This window comes from Terriglobus sp. YAF25 (assembly GCF_052113305.1).
Taxonomy (GTDB): Bacteria; Acidobacteriota; Terriglobia; order Terriglobales; family Acidobacteriaceae; genus Terriglobus.
In genome coordinates this window covers 1-1,161 of record NZ_JBFRCY010001021.1, presented here as the reverse complement: position 1 = coordinate 1,161, position 1,161 = coordinate 1, and the positions used below count along the sequence as shown (strand labels likewise).

At 60.8% G+C, this 1,161-nt stretch carries 3 protein-coding genes; all 3 read right to left on the bottom strand.

Annotation, left to right across the window (positions count from 1 at the left end; genetic code table 11):
* Positions 1–422: zinc ribbon domain-containing protein (locus tag AB4043_RS26210; RefSeq protein ID WP_442308612.1), on the bottom strand; the 422-nt coding region annotated here is incomplete at its 3' end.
* Positions 422–745, bottom strand: coding sequence for a hypothetical protein (locus tag AB4043_RS26205; RefSeq protein WP_442301864.1), 324 nt, complete (start codon positions 743–745; stop codon positions 422–424). The genes AB4043_RS26205 and AB4043_RS26210, both read right to left, overlap by 1 nt.
* Positions 745–1,161: RNA polymerase sigma factor (locus tag AB4043_RS26200; RefSeq protein WP_442308611.1), on the bottom strand; the 417-nt coding region annotated here is incomplete at its 5' end. The genes AB4043_RS26205 and AB4043_RS26200, both read right to left, overlap by 1 nt.

The window sequence follows — 1,161 nt, the reverse complement described above, 5'->3', positions numbered from 1 at the left end:
GGTGCGGTCTGGAAGCGGCACTGCGGGCAGAAATTGTAGCCGGCCTGCAGCTCGGTGCTGCAGTGGGGGCACCGGGAGACCACTGGCTGGCGCACCAGGAAGTAGACAATGGCTCCAACGCCGGCAGGCATCAGGATAACCATCAGCATCCACAGCGGCGCCGACATATTGCGGCGCTTGACGTCGCGGCTGACGTAACCGGCCAGCAGGGCGTAGCTGGCAAGCGCAGAACCCCAGAAGAAGCCCATCGCAATGCGCATCGCCAGCAGCTCGCCGTGGCGATGAGGCATCTTGAAATGAAAGAGATACTGCAGCCCGACAAAGAAGATTGCAGCCAGCAGGATCGACCAGGTGGGAACCAGGCTCAGATCGTATTCGGCGTTACCGGTATCTCTATCTCGGCGCTCGTGAACTTCCGCCATTAGTAACGACCTCCGCGGCCAGCACTCACACGCTTGTACCAAACCACGCCGATCGCTGCTGCGGAGACAGGGATGAGCCACATGAGCAGCACGAAGATCTGCTCACTGGCATAAGGCAACGTGTCTTCCACGTCGGAGTCCGAGGCAAGGATCACCGCCGTGGTGACCATGGCAGCAATCAGCAGGACACCTCCGAAGATCAGTGGGAGGTAGAGGCTCCGTACTTTCCTCTTCTGTGCCTGTTGTTTCAATGCTTGTGCGCGAATCGCCCGGTGCGTGCGATTGACGACGCGGGATGGAGCGGGGGGAGTCATTGTAGCCATCACCGTGTTCCTTCCACCGGTACCCTGCGAAGAGATTCGACCTGCGGCCGCAGGGCTGCAAGGCCGCGGTAGAGCCGGGATTTCACGGTCGAGAGAGGAGCTCGCGTTACCGTCGCAATCTCTTCCAGCGACATGTCTTCATGGAAGCGAAGCGTCAGTACTTCGCGGTAGCTGGGCTCCAGCGTCAGCAGCACCGTGGCTACCTCGGCGGCGTGCTCTCGCTCCTGGAACTGTTCAAAGGGAGACGGTGCGTCCAGGGCGATCTCAAACGGGCGCTCGTCTTCTCCACCTTCGCTCATCTCATCCAGGCTGGCCATGGTCTTCCGGCGGGCGTTGTCGATGACCAGGTTGCGGGCGATCGTAAACAGCCAGGTCTCAAAACGGGCTTTGCCGTTGTACTGGGAGCCACGCACCAG

Excerpts from the sequence above, each read along its gene's own strand:
- AB4043_RS26205 (WP_442301864.1), bottom strand. The coding sequence starts at position 745 with ATGGCTACAATGACTCCCCCCGCTCCATCCCGCGTCGTCAATCGCACG.